This is a genomic window from Variovorax saccharolyticus (assembly GCF_030316765.1).
Classification (GTDB): domain Bacteria; phylum Pseudomonadota; class Gammaproteobacteria; order Burkholderiales; family Burkholderiaceae_C; genus Variovorax; species Variovorax saccharolyticus.
The window spans coordinates 59,388-75,842 of sequence record NZ_JASZYT010000015.1; the positions used below are offsets into that span (position 1 = coordinate 59,388).

The 16,455-nt window shown below is 61.9% G+C and carries 12 protein-coding genes; 4 read left to right on the forward strand and 8 right to left on the reverse strand.

Annotated elements, in window-relative coordinates:
• Window positions 1-117 precede the first annotated feature (117 nt).
• Window positions 118-1,350 carry a YbfB/YjiJ family MFS transporter gene (locus tag QTI45_RS32185; protein WP_286657268.1) on the reverse strand — a complete coding sequence of 411 codons (1,233 nt, stop codon included), beginning with the start codon at window positions 1,348-1,350 and terminating at the stop codon, window positions 118-120.
• A 26-nt stretch (window positions 1,351-1,376) separates the two neighbouring features.
• Complete coding sequence (locus QTI45_RS32190; RefSeq protein WP_286657269.1) at window positions 1,377-2,288, reverse strand: alpha/beta fold hydrolase; 912 nt, start codon at window positions 2,286-2,288, stop codon at window positions 1,377-1,379.
• A gap of 474 nt (window positions 2,289-2,762) precedes the next feature.
• Here QTI45_RS32190 and QTI45_RS32195 point away from each other — a divergent pair, with 474 nt between their 5' ends.
• On the forward strand, window positions 2,763-4,046 hold the full coding sequence (locus QTI45_RS32195; RefSeq protein ID WP_286657299.1) for a carbohydrate porin: 1,284 nt from the start codon (window positions 2,763-2,765) through the stop codon (window positions 4,044-4,046).
• 45 nt (window positions 4,047-4,091) lie between these two features.
• Here QTI45_RS32195 and QTI45_RS32200 read toward each other — a convergent pair whose 3' ends face one another.
• The 5 genes from QTI45_RS32200 to QTI45_RS32220 all read right to left on the reverse strand — a co-directional run bounded on the left by QTI45_RS32200 (window position 4,092) and on the right by QTI45_RS32220 (window position 8,385).
• Window positions 4,092-5,150 carry an alpha/beta fold hydrolase gene (locus tag QTI45_RS32200; RefSeq protein ID WP_286657270.1) on the reverse strand — a complete coding sequence of 353 codons (1,059 nt, stop codon included), beginning with the start codon at window positions 5,148-5,150 and terminating at the stop codon, window positions 4,092-4,094.
• A gap of 122 nt (window positions 5,151-5,272) precedes the next feature.
• A complete protein-coding gene (locus QTI45_RS32205; RefSeq protein ID WP_286657271.1) occupies window positions 5,273-6,106 on the reverse strand; it encodes an enoyl-CoA hydratase/isomerase family protein in 834 nt (277 codons plus the stop codon).
• 109 nt (window positions 6,107-6,215) lie between these two features.
• Window positions 6,216-6,404 carry a hypothetical protein gene (locus QTI45_RS32210; protein WP_286372996.1) on the reverse strand — a complete coding sequence of 63 codons (189 nt, stop codon included), beginning with the start codon at window positions 6,402-6,404 and terminating at the stop codon, window positions 6,216-6,218.
• Between the two features lie 32 nt (window positions 6,405-6,436).
• Window positions 6,437-6,937: a VOC family protein gene (locus tag QTI45_RS32215; protein WP_353621359.1), complete on the reverse strand. Its 501-nt coding sequence runs from the start codon at window positions 6,935-6,937 to the stop codon at window positions 6,437-6,439.
• Window positions 6,938-6,981: 44 nt separating this feature from the next.
• Window positions 6,982-8,385: a dihydrolipoyl dehydrogenase family protein gene (locus tag QTI45_RS32220; RefSeq protein ID WP_286657272.1), complete on the reverse strand. Its 1,404-nt coding sequence runs from the start codon at window positions 8,383-8,385 to the stop codon at window positions 6,982-6,984.
• A 342-nt stretch (window positions 8,386-8,727) separates the two neighbouring features.
• Between QTI45_RS32220 and QTI45_RS32225 the strand changes: the two genes are divergently transcribed.
• Window positions 8,728-10,056: an epoxide hydrolase family protein gene (locus QTI45_RS32225; RefSeq protein WP_286657300.1), complete on the forward strand. Its 1,329-nt coding sequence runs from the start codon at window positions 8,728-8,730 to the stop codon at window positions 10,054-10,056.
• A 451-nt stretch (window positions 10,057-10,507) separates the two neighbouring features.
• On the opposite strand, the gene QTI45_RS32230 is transcribed toward QTI45_RS32225, so the two are convergent.
• Window positions 10,508-11,218 carry an SDR family NAD(P)-dependent oxidoreductase gene (locus QTI45_RS32230; RefSeq protein ID WP_286372999.1) on the reverse strand — a complete coding sequence of 237 codons (711 nt, stop codon included), beginning with the start codon at window positions 11,216-11,218 and terminating at the stop codon, window positions 10,508-10,510.
• A gap of 245 nt (window positions 11,219-11,463) precedes the next feature.
• Between QTI45_RS32230 and QTI45_RS32235 the strand changes: the two genes are divergently transcribed.
• The gene (locus tag QTI45_RS32235) at window positions 11,464-12,579 is read left to right on the forward strand and encodes a redoxin domain-containing protein (RefSeq protein ID WP_286373000.1); all 1,116 of its coding nucleotides are present in this window, start codon (window positions 11,464-11,466) and stop codon (window positions 12,577-12,579) included.
• Window positions 12,580-13,041: 462 nt separating this feature from the next.
• Window positions 13,042-16,104, forward strand: a complete 3,063-nt coding sequence (locus tag QTI45_RS32240) for a PAS domain-containing sensor histidine kinase (protein WP_286373001.1) — start codon at window positions 13,042-13,044, stop codon at window positions 16,102-16,104.
• Window positions 16,105-16,455 lie beyond the last annotated feature (351 nt).

A 16,455-nucleotide genomic window follows, 5' to 3' on the forward strand; every position in this document is an offset into this window, starting at 1 on the left:
GGCGCGATAACTGGCATATGACTACAAGGAAGAATGGAAGGCCATTGCACGTTGGTATTGCTGACACCTATGCATCGGCCACCTGGCGTTGAACGAGTCGAGCCATGGTCACAGGGGTCACTTTTGTGCGTCCTGCTGGGTGCGCCAGGCATCTGATGCAAGGTCGATGACCAGAGCCAGGGCAATCGCCGCTGCGCCCAGGTAAAACAGCAATGCGTAGTCACCGCCACTGCGGTCCAACAAGAACGCCAAGGCATAGGCAGCGATGGCCTGAAGCGTTGCAAAGCCCGTTGTCGCACTGCCCCATGCAGCGCGTTGCGCCACAGCATGGTGCTGGAGCAGCTCCGCGACGCGGCCCAGGACGAGCGGCACGATGCCAGGCGTGAAGGCGCCGACAACGAAACTCGAAACGATCAGCCAGACGGCGTCAGTGGCGAATGCGGGAATGACCACTGCTGCGGCTTGCATCACGTAAGCCACGCGGAGCGCCGTCCCGAAACCGATGCGATCGGCGAGGTGGCCGCTCAGGATCGGGCCGACCATGGCGCCCAAGCCGAACACGACCCAGTACTGCGCACCGGCTGCAAGGCCCCGGTCCAGGCCGCGGACCACAAAGTCGACAAGAAAGATCATGTGCGGCACCAGGCCGGCCGCGTTCAGCGCATATTGGGCGTAGAGCCCTTTCAGGCGATGCGTTGCCGCTAAGCGGGGAACGACGTCATTGACCTTGGCGGTGTTCGGCGCCTGGGCGGGCCACCCCATCCATGCGAGGGCCGTGAGCGAGAGGGCAAGCACGCCGAGACCGAGCCAGGTCTCGCGAAGACCTTGATGAAGCAGCAGCGGCACGAGCGTTCCGGATGCGGCGATACCCAGGCCGATTCCGGTAAAGATGACGCCGCTCGCAAGGCCGCGGCGGTTCGCAGGAATGTGTGCGAGCACCGTCGGTGCCGCCAGCACCATCAACGTGCCGCCTGCTGCACCGGACAGCAAACGCCAGGCGAAGAACCAACTGAAGCTGACGGGCCACGCGCACGCAAGGATTGCCAGCGATGCCAGCAGCATGGCGCAGCGCAATACGGTACGCGGCCGCAGATGCGAGGCAAGGGGTGATGCAATCACGGCACCTAGCAGATACCCGGCGAGATTGGCCGCACCGAGGTAGGCGGCATCGCCGGCGCTGAACCAACGGGCCCCGACGATTGCGGGCAACAGCGGAGTGTAGGCAAACCGTGCAAGCCCCAAGCCGACGAGACTGGCGCAAAACCCCGCGAGGGTGGCGCGCCAGGGCAGCACGAGGTCAGGCGATGCGCTGCCGCGGTGATCCAGTGAACCTGCACGGTACTTTGTCATGGCTTCTGTTCCGAGGGTTGTTGCGTTCAATCACGCCTGATAGGTCCTGCAACTGCCGAAGCATTGGAAAGAAACCTGCGTATGTGGGTCGCTGCGACGTCGACCGCCTCATCCAGTGCAAAGTGGCCGGCGTCCAGAAGATGAACTTCGGCATCCGGCAAATCTCGCGCGTAGGCCCTTGCGCCGTCCACCGTGAACGATGGATCGTGCCTTCCCCAAAGCACCAGGGTCGGCGGGCGGTTGTCTCGCAGCCAGGCCTGCCATTGCCCATAGGAAGCCACGTTGGTACGGTAGTCGTAGAACAGGTCTGATTGGATCTGATCCTGCCCTGGGCGGGAGAGCGCAGCGAACTCGTCGGTCCAGGTGTCGGGGTTGTAGCGATCTGGATGCGGACTCGTGCCCACGTGGCGAATCCTTGCGCCCTCCAATGAAGTGAAGGCAGAGAGAACGCTCGCTTCGTGCGCTTCGCGATCGGCCCAGTACGCGCGCCTTGCCTCCCACATCGGACCCAGTCCTTCCTCGTGCGCCACTGCGTTCTGGACAATCAAGCCGCGAATGCGCTCGGGTCGGCGCTGTGCATGGCGCAGGCCGATCGGACCTCCATAGTCTTGCATATAGAGAAAGTACCCTTTCAGATTCAACGCATCGGTGAATCCGTCGACGATCCGTGCAAGGTGGTCGAAGGTATAGGCGAATTCAGTTGCGGCTGGCGCATCGCTGTGACCAAAGCCAGGATAGTCCGGTGCGATCAGGTGGTATTGATCGGCCAGAAGAGGAATCAGCGTATCGAACATCCTGGAGGACGACGGGAATCCATGCAAAAGCATTAGCGTCGGAGCCTGCGCCGGGCCGGCCTCTCGATAGAAGATGTTCAGTCCCTCGACCTCGACGGTTCGATAGCGAGTGGTCGCATGGCTCACGGTGGCGTGCTTTGGCATGGGGGACTCCATTGGCGGTGCGGTAGATTCGCAGATCGAGGCTTCCGCTGATCGGTCCGATCGACAAGGTCGATTGACGACTCGATCTCTGGCGGCATGGCAATGACACCAGACGATTGACCTCAGGTCGATAAGACGATGGTGTCGATCAACACCTTCGAACTGGGCTTCACCGTGACACGGTATCTGAATTCGAGTGGAGCAATTGATCCCAGTCCTTCCGTGATCTGAAGAATCCGCGATACCTTCGTGCAATGGAATCACCCGCAGAGTTCTGATTTGATCGGTCTCCATGCGCACCAGTCGCGCATTCACACGGAGACCGAGTTGTCAACACCAGCGTCAATCCCAGGAATTCGATTTTCAGAACGTGTGAAAAAGGGCGACGGAGAAAGGGATGCGGCCGACGAACTCGTGCACTCGGACGATGCTCGGCGAGGATGCCGAACTGGAGTCGCGCGTGCGCGCCATTTCATTGGTGTCTTGGCAGCGCTCGGCCTTTCGATTGGCGCCAGCGGCGCACGTGCGGACCAGGTTGTCCCGGGCAGCTACCTGCTGGGCGACTGGGGCGGTCAGCGCACGCGGCTGGAAGATCAAGGCGTGCGCCTCAGTTTCGAATACGGCAGTCAGGTCGCGCATAACTTCAGTGGAGGCAGTGACCGGCTGACGCGATACGCCGACCAGTGGATGTTCCAGGCGACCGTCGACATGCAAAGGCGATGGGGGTGGAAAGGCGCGACTTTCCAGGGCACCATCACAGACCGCAATGGCCGCAACCTTGGCGCGGATGCAAAGATCGGCAACAGCATGCTGCTCCAGGAAATCTATGGCCGCGGCCAGACATGGCACCTCACCCAGTTCTGGGTCAACCAACGGCTACTGGATGATCGGCTTCAGGTGAAGTTTGGCCGCCTCACGGTGGGCGAGGACTTTGCGAGCTTCCTGTGTGACTTTCAAAATCTGACATTCTGCGGCTCGCAGCCCGGGAATCTGGTCAGCAACTACTGGGTGAACTGGCCCACCAGCCAATGGGCAGTGCGCGTCAAGGTTCAATCCTCCGAACGGACTTACCTTCAGTCCGGGGTGTACCAAGTCAATCCCCGCTATGTGGAGGACGACTATGCCCGTCGCAGCGGCTGGACGCTGGGCAATCCGAGCGGCACCACCGGTGCGTTGATTCCGCTGGAATTTGGATGGCAGGTCGTCCCCGGCGGCCGGAGCGGTTCATACAAGGTGGGCGCCTGGTACAACACGTCCGATGGGGCCGATCTGTACGACGACACCGCTCGCAACTCCCGCGGCCTCACCGGCCTGGATCCGCTTCAGCACAGCGGCCAGTACGGGGCTTATCTCAACTTCCAGCAGCAGATCACGGGTACCGAAGAAGGGCGCGGTGCATCCGTGTTTCTCAACATCACGCAGACCGACCGGCGTACGGCAGTCCTCGATCGGCAGATCGCCTTCGGCGTGGTGTATCAGGGGCCGTTCGGGCAGGTCCGCGATGCGATCGGCCTTGCGATGGGGACGACCCACAACAACGCCCGGCATGCGAGCTACGTGCGCGACAGCAACGCGCGCACCGGCGAGGCCATCGCGGCCGGCGGCGGCAACGAATACGCAATCGAAGCGTATTACACGTGGGCACCGTTGCCCGGACTCTATGTGCGTCCCAACGTCCAGTACATCGTGCACCCCGGCGGAACCAGCGCAAACAGAAATGCCTTCGTGTTGGGGCTGAAGACCCAGGTCTCATTCTGATCGCCCCTCGCAGGGGGGCCGGAGGCACCCCCTGCTTGCAGGGACTCAAAGGCGGACCGAGTCCACGACGGCGCTTGCAAACGCGTCAGGTGCCTCCTGAGGCAAGTTGTGCCCGATGCCGCCCTTGATGAGTCGATGGGCGTAGGGTCCCGAGAACCGCTTCGCGTAGGTGCTCGCATCGGGGTGAGGCGCTCCGTTGGCGTCGCCTTCAAGGGTAATGGTCGGTACAGTGATGGCTGGGCCACGCGCCAGGCGATCTTCGAGATCGAGATACTTCGCTTCGCCTTCCGCCAATCCCAGCCGCCAGCGGTAGTTGTGAATCACGATGTTGACGTGATCGGGATTGTCGAAGGCAAGCGCACTGCGTTCAAATGTGGCGGCATCGAAATCCCACTTCGGTGATGCAAGCTGCCAGATCAATTTTGCAAAATCCTTTCGATTCTTGTCGTAGCCTTCGCGGCCGCGCTCCGTAGCGAAGTAGTACTGGTACCACCACTGCAGCTCAGCTTGCGGCGGCAAGGGGATCTTTCCTGATGCCTGGCTGCCGATCAGGTATCCGCTGACCGAGACCAGTGCATTGACGCGGTGGGGCCACAAGGCCGCCATGATGCAGGCTGTCCGCGCACCCCAGTCGCATCCCGCGACGATCGCCTTCTCGATCTTCAGCGCATCCATCAAGGCCAGCATGTCGACGGCGATGGCCGCTTGCTGGCCATTGCGGACCGTCTCGCTCGACAGGAATCGTGTCGTTCCGTAGCCGCGCAGGTGCGGGACGATGACACGGTATCCCGCCTTGGCCAGCAATGGCGCAACGTCGACGTACGTGTGAATGTCGTAGGGCCATCCGTGCAGGAGTATCACCGGTGCACCATGGGCGGGACCCGCTTCGAAGTAGCCGACTTTGAGCACGCCGGCATCGATGTTCTTGAGTGGTTCGAGACGTTTCAGCGAAGCGCCGCCGCGCGGGGCCGCCGCTTCGCTGGAGGAAGACGATCCCGCAGGCTGTGCGAGGGCCGGAACGATGCCGCCTAGCTGCGAGATGGCCACACCGATCGATGCGGTTCCGATGAACGAACGCCGAGGCAGATTGAACGAGCGGGACATTGAAGACTCCTTGGAATCAGGGGGGAGAACGACGGCGCCGGGTTGGCGTTGCCGTGATGGCATGAGATGCGAGCAGGGTTGGAATGACGACACCGAAGCGCGTCGGAGACATCGAGTGCAAGTCAATTCCCTGGTCCGAGGTAGGCGGCCACGTGATGACCCAGCCGAAGCTCGGTGTCCGACATCGACTGCAAGCCCTTGGCGGCCAAGGCGGCCGATCTGGCGCGAGTTTCGGGACGGGCGACGGATGCGTAGAAAGCCTGGAGTGCCGGTGGAAAATCACTGTCTGGAGGCAGGCTCGCCTGATCCACGAAACGTTTCGTTTCGATGATCGCGGCTTTTTCAAAGCCGGCAAGCCGGCGCGCAAATGCATCGACAAAGGCAAGCAGTTCGGCATCGGGAAACGAGCGATTCACATAGCCGTACCGTTCGGCGAGCTCGCCGCCGAAATCGTCGGCGCCGAGCAGAACCTCGAGGGCCCGACCCCGGCCCATGAGGCGCGGCAGGCGAGCCATGGGGCCGCCGCCCGGAACGGCGCCTACGCCCACCTCGAACTGGCCCAGCATGGCTCTTTCCCGACTGGCGAAGCGCATGTCGCAAGCGAGCGCGAATTCACTGCCCGCCCCGCGTGCGCGGCCACGGATGCACGCGATCGTGGCGGCGGGGACTCTGCTCAACCGCGTCAGCACGTCCAGCCATGGATGCAAACCAGAGCGTCCGGGCTTCATCGCCATGGTGGTTGCGACGAACATGTCATAGTGCGCGAGGTAGAACTCGGGGTTTGCGCTGTCGAAGACCACAACGCGCACGGATGGATCGGTTTCCAGGCGTGCGATCAGCCCATCGAGCTCAACGATGGTCGCGGGGCCGATCACGTTGATCGGTGGGTTGTCGAAGGTGGCGGTCCAGTACGCAGGCGTGTGTTGTGTGAGTTTGATCTGGGACGCGGAGGTCATGCGTTCTCTCCAATGGGTTGAGTTCGGACACGAGCCTCGGAAGCCCGTGAGCAGCGACGAGAAACGCGGCGAAGTGTTCGCCTTGCGGTGAATGACGGAGGTGCGCCTTTCATTTGAGGACTTCGTCCATATGAAGCGCAGCAGCAATTTCGGATTCTTCGACACTCTTCCCGTGCGCTCGAGCAACGATGAAGGCGGCATACCAATCGGACCAGTGGTGCTTGGGGGCGGAGGCCTCGTAGAGTCCGTGGCGCTGCTCGGCGTCGCGGAGCAGCTCGGTCAATGTTGCGACGTTCATTTGGAGATTCGTCCAATCAGGTTCCGCTTGCGTCACACGCGTCCGGGAAGCCGGGTCTTGACCTCTTGGAGCAACCAGCCGTTGCCGTCCGGATCGCTGAACGAGGCCCACGAGCAGTAGGAGCGTCCCTCGGGATCCGGGCCTGCAACGCGTGCCTGCTTTCCAGCGTGGTGAAACACCCCGCCCTCGTCATGAAAGACCGCGTCGACATCGACACCTTGGCGGATCAGCTGGGCGCGCGCGGCTGCGATGTCGTCGACGACGAGCATCAAGTCCTGAATCGAGCCCGGTGCAGCCGCCGTCACGTTGCTGCCGAAGATGACCGAGCATTGCGACCCGGGGGGCGTCAGCTGCACCACCCGCAAGTCCTCGCCATTGGCGAAGTCGGCATCGAGGCGCCATCCCAGGTCAGTGTAAAAGCGTTTGGCGCGATCCACGTCGGACACGGGTAGCACGACGACTTCGAGCTTCATTTCGACGATGCGATCGTTCGCCCGCTGTGGTGCTTGCTCGCTGCCCTTTGGTTTGGCCATGATGAACTCCTTGGTTTGAGGGATCTGTACCGAGAGCTGCTCGGTCAGTGAGTGACCTTCGCCGCGAGTTCCTGGAGGCTTTCCCCCAGCACGCGGTTGAAGGCCGGAAAAGGGTGAATGACGTCGGCCATCACTTTGAGTGGAATGCCCAGCTTGACCGCAACCACGAGCTCTCCGATGACTTCGCCTGCTCGTGGGGTGACGAGGGTGGCGCCGACCAGGACGCCGCGCTTTCGATCGCCGATCAGTTTCAGCATGCCGCCGCGGAAGTCATGGATGTAGCCGCGCGCCGTGTCTCCCGGTTCTGCGCGAACAACAACCACATCGATGCCGCGCGCTTGGGCAGCGGCCTCCGTGAGCCCGACGGAAGCGACCTCGGGGTCAATGAATGTCACGCGCGGAACGGCGGAATGATCGGCCTGTTCGTCGAGTCCGCGCAGGCGCCGCGCGACGATTTGACCGTGGTAGTAGGCAAGATGGGTGAAGCCCCCGAGTCCCGTGACGTCGCCCGCCCCCCAAATGCCACTTTGCGACTCCAGCGTCCTTGGGTCGACTTTCAGCCAGCCTCGTTGTGTCTGGGCGATGCCAGTGGCGGACCAGGCCTCGGCGTTCGCGCGTCGACCGGTTGCCACCAGCAGGCGCTCGGCGGAGATCACGCTGCCCGATTTCAGATGAACTTTGACCGCCGCACTTCGTCCGGGGTTGGCGCGCGAACTGGCATCCGGATCCCGCTCGACGGCAACACAGGGATCCGAGACGATCAAGGTCACGCCGTCGGCCTCAAGATGAGGTCGCACCGCAGCCCCGACCTCTGGCTCTTCGAGGCCCAGCAGTGCGGCTCCCGCCTCGAGAATCGTCACCTTTGCCCCGAGGCGCGCAAAGGCCTGGCCAAGTTCCACGCCAATGGCGCCGCCGCCAAGAATGGCCAATGAACGCGGCACCTCGTTCGGGAGGGTCGCCTGACGATTGGTCCAGAAATCGACGCTGCCCAGTCCTGGGATCGGTGGAATCGACGCTGTGCTTCCAGTGGCAATCACGACCGCGCGGCGCGCGATGAGCCGTTGGCCGCCGACGTCCACGGTGCGCGTGTCGGTCAGATGGCCGACGCCTCGGTAGAGGCGTGCGCCGGTGGATTCGAGCGCCTTGGCGGGGCGACCGTCGTCAAGATCGCGTGCCATCCAGAGGACGCGTTGGGAGATCTTGGGTACGTCGATCGTCCATTCGACTCTCGACGCCGCCAGGTGGCGGGCACGCTTGGCTTCACTCAATGTTTCGCCCGATCGAAGCAAGGTCTTGGAAGGAATGCAGCCCCAGTAGGGGCATTCGCCCCCCACCAACTCACGCTCCACCACAGCGAGTGACAACCCGCTGTTCTTCAAGCCCGTAGCGATGGCTTCACCGGCGACCCCGCCACCGAGGCAAACGACGTCGAATTCTTGTGATGACACGGATCCTCCTTGGGTCGCAGGTGCACATTGCAGGCGACGATGGGGATGAAACCAGACTCAACGACGTGAGTCGATTGGACGATGGTATTGACGGGCGCCGGTCGCCATTGAACTCCGCGCTGCGGCCTCGTTGCAACGCAGGTCAACAATGCAATTTGATGCGCTCACGCTCCACGCGTCTGGCCGCAGCAACCAGCGCCGGGGCCGTGATGGCGTTCGCAAACAGATTGCCGGCAACACCATCGTCCAATGGCGAACCACTCCCGCTTCTGTTTTGATCGCCTCGCTTGCGCCTTTTGGTCGCGCAACTGACCGACTCACTACTTAGCAACGGGAATGATCATGTCTTCAGTACTTATGTCTTCGAACCGACGTGGCTTCTTCGCGGCCTCCGCTGCCGCAGGCGCCCTTTTCTCCAGAACTGCGCTCGCGCAAAACAGCATCGGGGACGAGCCCCAAGGTCCACCCGTGGATGCGGGCGTCGGGAGGCGCGAACCGACCGGCGACACGTCGATCCGACCCTTCCGCATCCATGTGCCGGAGGCGGTGCTGGTCGATCTGCGGCGCCGAATCGTGGCGACGCGGTGGCCCGAGCGCGAGACGGTGAACGACCTGTCGCAAGGCGTTCGGCTGGCCAAGATCCAGCCGCTGGTGACCTACTGGGGAACGCGGTACGACTGGCGCAAGGTGGAAAGGAAGCTCAATGCCCTGCCACAGTTCGTGACCGAGATCGACGGGCTCGACATCCAGTTCGCGCACGTGCGATCGCGGCATCCCAACGCGATGCCGCTGATCATCACGCATGGCTGGCCGGGTTCGGTGATGGAACTCCTGAAGGTGGTCGGGCCACTGACCGACCCGACCGCTCACGGTGGAAAGGCGGAAGATGCGTTTCATCTTGTGTTGCCTTCGATGCCAGGCTACGGCTTCTCAGGGAAGCCACGTAGCACGGGCTGGGGCGCAGATCGCATTGCGACCGCGTGGGATGTGCTCATGAAACGATTGGGCTACAAGCGATATGTGTCCCAGGGTGGAGACTGGGGATCCGTGGTCGCCGACAAGATGGCGATTCAAGCGCCTGAAGGATTGCTGGGCATTCATGTCAACATGCCGGCGACTGTGCCGCCGGATGTCGCCAAGGCGCTCAATAACGGTGACCCCGCCCCTTCCGGCTTGTCGGAGAAGGAGAAGGCCGCGTTCGATTCGATGAACTACCTCTACAAGAAAGGTGCCGGTTACGCCGCGATGATGGTGACGCGCCCTCAGACATTGGGCTACGCACTAGAGGATTCGCCCGCCGGACTTGCAGCGTTCTTCTACGACAAGTTTACCGACTGGAGCTACAGCGGCGGCGATGCGGACAGGGCGTTCACCAAAGACGAGATGCTCGATGACATCACCCTCTATTGGGTGACGAAGACCGCAACCTCCGCTGCCCAGCTCTACTGGGAGAACAACGCCAACAACTTCAACGCCGTGAGCATCTCACTGCCTGCAGCGGTAACGGTATTCCCTGGAGAGATCTACCGTGCGCCCCGCAGCTGGGTCGAGCGAAGCTATCACAACCTGATCTATTTCAACGAGGTGGACAAGGGTGGACATTTCGCCGCGTGGGAGCAGCCGGAGATCTTCAGCAGGGAGATTCGCGCGGCGTTCAGGTCGTTGCGTTGATCGATGGGTCGGTTTCGTCCGAAGGATCGTCTCGTTCGTGACCTTGCGGTCGCGCCGGAGCATCTTGTCGCGGGTGCTGGAGGGCACCGCTGCCGGGCGCATCCACTCGCGGTCGGGATGAGCATGTGTGGGACAGCGGCGCTGCGCTCAAGAGCGCATTGCACCGCCTCGATCGGATGTCGGCAGGCTCTCCCTGTGAGTGCAGGGCTTGCTTGGGCGTGCGGGATCGCCCATCGTGCAAGTAGCAGTCGTTGGCTTTGCCAGCCAGGACAGAGGGCAGGGAGCCGAAGCCTCACACGGCAAGGGCCCGTCCGTTCCACGGGGACGTCTGCTCTCGCTATCACCTTCAAGAGTGGCCGAATCGGCTCCGAGCAAAGGGCTCTCCCGATTCAGCCATCACAGCGCCACGCGCCATTTTTTGGGGGCGATCAAACTGGTGGAAGGTATCTGCTCAGTGGCCCGCGCTTTGGCCGCCGTCCACATGCAGGATCTCACCGGTCACGAAAGACGCGGACTCCAGGTACAGCACCGCTTCGACGATATCGCGAATGTCCCCGATGCGCCCTACCGGGTGCAGGGCCGACAGCGCGGCGTGAGTCTCGGGAGAATGCATTGGCGTCTTGATGATGCCTGGGGATACAGCATTGAACCGGATACCGCGGGCGGCATACTCAATGGCGAGCGACTTGGTCGCGGAGTTCAACCCTCCCTTGGTTAGTGACGCCAGAACGGACGGCACATTGGCATTTGCATGATCGACAAGGCTTGTCGTGATGCTCACTACGTGACCGGATCGATTCCGCTCCATGGCTTCGACGGCCGCTTGGGTGATGTAGAAGAAGCCGGCAACATTGGTCGCCAACTTCGAGCGAAAGTCGGCCTCGGTGTATTGGGTGAACGGCTTCGCAATGAAGATCCCTGCGTTGTTGACGAGACTGTCGATGCGTCCGAAGCGCTCGAGACCTTGTGAGATCACGCGCTTCGCAGTCTCTCCGGTCCCGATGTCCCCGGCGACTGCCAGGACGTCGGGGTCGTCGGAGGCCTTGATGGATCGTGATGTAGCGATGACTTTGTAGTTGTGCTCGCGAAATCCTTTGACAAGTCCGGCACCGATGCCTTGCGAGGCACCGGTGACAATGACGACCTTCTGTGGAGTGCTCATGATTCTGGGTCCTTCGATGGGCCAAGTTGCTTGGCGTTGGTTCCATCTGACCACGAGCGGTCCGGACGGTCCATTGCACGAAGGTATCGGCGACTTGCTGCCGAGTCCCCAGAGCACGGGTGTACCGACACCATCGTGCAATGGATCTGCGTGAATGCAACTGCTTGAATGGCCTGAAGTAGCGGGCGGATGCCGATGACGATCCTTCTGGCGACCGGGCGCGCGAAATCCATGAGGAACTGGCCATGAAAGCGTCGAATCTTGTTTTGCTCCTTCTGATCGCCGGCGGCGCCTGGTCCCTCGCCACGCGTGCCGTTCAGGAAACTGCCCCTCAGCCGGGGACACCGTCCAGCGTGTTCCCGCCCAACGGGGTCGAGAAATCGACCCAAGCGCTGCCCTTCGAAGGCATGTTCCCACTTCTCGAAGGGGCGATCGAGTGGATCAATTCCCCGCCACTGACCCCGGCGGACCTCCGAGGCAAGGTGGTTCTCGTCGAGTTCTGGACCTATTCCTGTATCAATTGGCGGCGCGAATCACCCTATGTCCGTGCATGGTCCGAGAAGTACGGGCGCTACGGACTCGTCGTGATCGGTGTTCACTCGCCGGAGTTCACATTCGAGAAGGATCTCGACAACGTTCGCCGGGCCGTCAGCCAGATCGGTCTCAGCTACCCTGTTGCGGTCGACAGCAATCACGCCGTCTGGCAGGCATTCCACAACAACTACTGGCCGGCGCTCTACTTCATCGACGCCAGCGGCCGGATCAGGCATCGTCGTTTCGGCGAAGGTGAGTATGAAGAGTCGGAGAGGGTGATCCAGCGCCTGCTGACAGAAGCGGGGGCCAGTGGCATCGATACGCAATTGGTATCCGTGCTCGGCCAAGGACCCGAGGCCGCGGCAGACTGGCAGAACCTGAGATCCCCGGAGAACTACGTGGGGTACGGGCGCACGCAGAACTTCGCCTCAACCGGAAGACTGGCGCCTGATCGGCGACAGACCTATGCTGCGCCAGAACGTCTGGCACTCGATCATTGGGCGCTGATCGGCGATTGGACCGTGAAGGCAGAGCTTGCCGCGTCGAACAGCGTCGCCGCCAGAATCGCCTACGGTTTTCATGCGCGCGATCTTCATCTTGTCATGGGGCCGGCGGACGGCGCAGCGCCTGTCCGGTTCCGCGTTCTCCTCGATGGGGCGCCACCGGGCAGTGCGCGTGGCGCCGACGTCGACGAGCAGGGCAACGGCGTCCTGAGGGAGCAACGCATGTATCAGCTGATTCGCCAGCACTCGCCCATCAAGGACCGACGATTCGAGATCGAGTTTCTCGATCCGGGGGCCGAGGCGTTCTCGTTCTCGTTCGGGTAGTGGCGACTGGCACGAATCGCCGGTGTCATGGGACTTGTCGGCGCGCCATCGGCTCCTGGCTCGCGCTACGGCCGACTATCGGAGCGCACGGCGCAGTGCAAGGAGGCTTCGTGCGTGAAGCGATACCAAAGTATCATGGACGCTGGACGGTAGATCGCGCAATAGTCTCTTAACGGCGACAGCCTCGGTGTCTGGCATTGGGCGGACGGCTGTGACCTACGGATGCCTTTCGATTGACCACGGCGTACAGAGACCCATGCCTAGAATTCCTTCGCTCGTGACAGTGGTGGACGACGGTGAGTCGGTACGGGAATCGCTGCCGAATCTGTCGAATGGAATAGCCATCGCCGCGAAGGCGTCCACGTCGGGATCAGGGTTGCTCGCATCCGACGACGTCGAAGACCCCCGATGCCAGGTCGCCTTGCTCGAGGCGCTGAACCTTGCGATGGGCAGAGGCCGACCGTGAGGCTCGAGGGCGATTTTGCCGCTCTTGTCGACGCGCTGCCGGGCCTCGTGTGGCTGGCGTCGCCAGGCGGCAATGTCAATTTCGTCAATCGGCGCTGGCGGGACTACACCGGCATCAATCTGATGCAGGCATCAGGTTCGGGATGGCAATCAGCAGTTCACCGCGTTGACTTGCTGGATCTTCGCGAACACTGGCAACGCACCCTGGCATCTGGCGAGCCCGGGGAGATCGAAGTGCGATTGCGTCGGCGCGACGGAGCCTACCGGTGGTTCCAGATCTCAAGCAACCCGGTTCGTGATGACGCGGGAGGCATCGTTCAGTGGTGCGCATTGAGTACGGACATCGATAGCCGCAGGCCGGCGGAGAAAACTGAGCAATTGGATTTGCAGGACAGCGATGGAGAAGGCCATCAGTTCGAAGAGAAGCTGGCGACCGGTCAGGCAGATCTACGTTCGATCATTGACTCGGTCCCCATGACCGCATGGTCGGCACGCGTTGACGGCTATTGCGACTTCGTGAACCGCCGCTGGCTCGACTATGCCGGGCTTTCGCTGGATCAGGTGGTGGGTTGGGGTTGGACAGCGGCGATTCACCCCGATGATCTTCCCGGACTGGTGCTCGAGTGGCAGTCGTGCTTGGCATCCGGAGAACCCATGAACGCTGAAGCGCGCATGCGGCGCTTTGACGGTGTCTATCGATGGTTCTTGTTCCTGGGAAATCCCCTGCGCGACGACGCAGGGCATGTCGTCAAGTGGTTTGGAACGAATGTCGATGTGGAGGATCGCAGGCGGGTCGAGGAAGCCCTACGTGCCAGTGAGCGCAATCTGAATCAGATCATCAATACCTTGCCGACGACGGCTTGGGCGACCCGTCCGGACGGCTACTGCGAGTTTCTCAGCGATCGCTGGCTTGACTATGCGGGCTTCACGGCGGCGGAAGCTTTGGGTTGGAACTGGAGTTCTGTCATTCATCCCGACGATGCGGCGGCGCTGATCGAGTACTGGCAAGGGTGTCTCGCCACGGGAACCCCGGTAGACACCGAAGCGCGCATGCGTCGTTTCGACGGGGAGTACCGCTGGTTCCTGTTTCGCGCCAATCCGTGGCGCGACGAAGCGGGCAACATTGTCAAGTGGTATGGAACGAATGTGGACATCGAAGATCGCAAGCGCGCTGACCAGGCGTTGCAGGCGAGTGAGCGCAATTTGTACCAGATCATCAACACCATCCCCACGACTGCATGGTCGACACGCCCGGACGGGTACTGTGACTTCCTCAGCGACCGCTGGCTCGACTACGCCGGTTTCACGCAAGAGGAGGCGATAGGCTGGAACTGGAGTTCGGTGATTCACGAAGGCGACGCCGCGGGATTGATCGAGTACTGGCAGCGCTGCCTGGCAAGTGGCACGCCCGTTGATGCGGAGGCTCGCATGCGCCGCTTCGACGGAGAGTACCGCTGGTTCCTTTTTCGCGCCAACCCCCTTCGCGATGTTGCTGGCAACATTGTCAAGTGGTACGGCACGAACGTAGACATCGAGGATCGCAAGAAGGCCGATGAAGCCTTGCGTGCAAGTGAGCGCAATCTGAGCTTGATCATCAACACGATGCCGATGCTCGCTTGGTCGACTCGCCCGGACGGATTCTGCGACTTCGTGAACCAGCGCTGGATCGAGTTCACAGGCATGTCGACGGAGAAGGCCCGGGGCTGGGATTGGGAGGCCGCCATCCATCCTGAAGACGTCAATGGACTGGTGGAGTACTGGCAATGTGCCTTGGCCACGGGACAACCCATGGATACGGAGGCACGCATGCGCCGCTTCGATGGGGTTTATCGCTGGTTCTTGTTTCGTGGCAACCCGCTGTGTGACGAGCAAGGGCGGATCGTCAGATGGTACGGAACCAACGTCGATATTGAGGACCGCAAGCGCGCAGAGGAGAAGCTGCGTCGGAGCGAGGTCTTGCTCGCGGAGGGGCAGCGAGTCAGCCTGACGGGGAGCTTCTATTGGAGCGTCGACACGGATGGCATAAGGGCCTCGGAGCAACTTCACCGCATTTTGGGACTCGAGCCAGGTACGCCGATTGCGCTGAGCGAGGTGGCAGAGCGAGTGCATCCAGAGGATATTCCATTGCTGCGCGAGAAGATCGCGCTGGCGCGCGGCGGCAAGGGAGAAATTGAGCACGAGGTTCGCTTGAGGATGCCGGATGATTCGCTCAAGTACCTGCGGGTCAACGCATACCGGGATCGAGACCGTGATGGCCGCCTGGAGTATGTCGGCGCGATTCAGGACGTAACTGAGCGGCGCCGTTCGGAGGAGGCCTTGGCCGGCGTGCGTTCGGCGCTCGCGCAGATGACGCGTGCGGCGAGCATGGGAGTCCTGGCCGCCTCGATTGCACATGAAGTCAACCAGCCGCTCACGGGAATCATCACCAACGGCGGCACCTGCCTGCGCATGCTCGCTGCGGATCCTCCGAATGTCGAAGGCGCGCTGGAGACCGTGCGGCGTACGATCCGCGACGGCAACCGCGCAGCTGCGGTGATTGCGCGCCTGCGCGCACTCTACGCGAAGGGCGAAACAGCCATCGAACTGGTGGATCTGAATGAAGCTGCACGAGAAGTCTTGGCGCTGTTGGCCAGTGAGCTACAGCGAAACCGCGTTCACGTGAGAACCGAGCTTGCGAAGGCGTTGCCTTTGGTGATGGGCGATCGGATCCAGCTCCAACAAGTGATTCTCAACCTGCTCGTGAATGCCTTCGCCGCCATGAGCACCGTGGACGATCGCCCACGATTGCTGGTTCTCAGTACAGAGCAGGACCTCGAAGGAGGTGTTCGCCTGTCGGTGGAAGACAATGGAGTGGGAGTAAGCGGCGATGACCGGGAGCGCATCTTCGAGGCTTTCTACACGACCAAGAGCAACGGTCTTGGAATCGGGCTGTCAGTCAGCCGGACCATCGTCGAGAACCATGAAGGGCGGCTTTGGGCGTCGCCCAATACCGGTTCGGGGACCACCTTCGTCTTCACGATTCCGAGTCGACTTGTGAGCGGCACGTCTGATCCAGATTGACTCCAGGCGGAGACGCGGAGCGACCTTCGACGCAGTATCGGACTTTTTCGATGCTCTCGGCACTTGTCTGTGGGGTCCATTGCAAAGCTCCTGTTTGCCGCAGGCGAGGCGGGTTCCCGGTCTCGGCATGGACGTGTGAACGTGCTGCGATCGACAAGCGTTGACGGCCCAAGGAGCGCGGGCGAGGCGGCCGACGGTCTTTCATCGACGACAGACGCTGCAACGATTGCCGCTCGCCTGGCTCGATCCCCGGCCGTACCAAAGTTGTACGTTCCGATACGACATTGGCATCATCGATCCGTACGAATTCAGTGAGATGGCGCATGGAGGCATTGCTCCTAATCTGCCTCT